This is a genomic window from Vibrio sp. 10N.222.55.C6 (assembly GCF_041473395.1).
Taxonomy (GTDB): domain Bacteria; phylum Pseudomonadota; class Gammaproteobacteria; order Enterobacterales; family Vibrionaceae; genus Vibrio; species Vibrio crassostreae_C.
The window spans coordinates 1-386 of the sequence record NZ_JBFRSD010000497.1; the positions used below are offsets into that span (position 1 = coordinate 1).

The following is a 386-nucleotide window of genomic DNA, read 5'->3' on the forward strand; positions in this document are numbered from 1 at the left end:
TTGAGGTATCAGGTAAGTAGATAAAGTGACGTATCACATCAGTAAGGCGTTTCTTGTTAAACAAGCCGCTGATCATCGTAAACAATGAATCAATACCGTCTTTGTCTAGCTTTTCTTCACCCGTAATTTTACGCCAAGAGTAAAAGAACTCGTATGGGGCAAAGTACGACCCCATTTTGCTGTTCACACCATCACTAATCACACACAAAGCGTTGTATTTGAATAGTTCAGGGATATCTCGATCATAACGAGTGGTTAGCTGCTTATACGCATCATAGATAGTCGCTTCTTCACGAATGGCACTCTTAAATTCAAACACCACAAGAGGTAAGCCATTGATGTAAAGAATCCCGTCAGGGATACGTAGCTCATAGCCTTGTATCTCC

1 protein-coding gene is annotated in these 386 nt (G+C 41.2%); it reads right to left on the reverse strand.

The features are described 5' to 3' along the window. Positions 1-386, reverse strand: a 386-nt coding sequence (locus AB4486_RS24785) for a type I restriction endonuclease (protein WP_372119343.1), incomplete at both ends; no start/stop codon positions are given.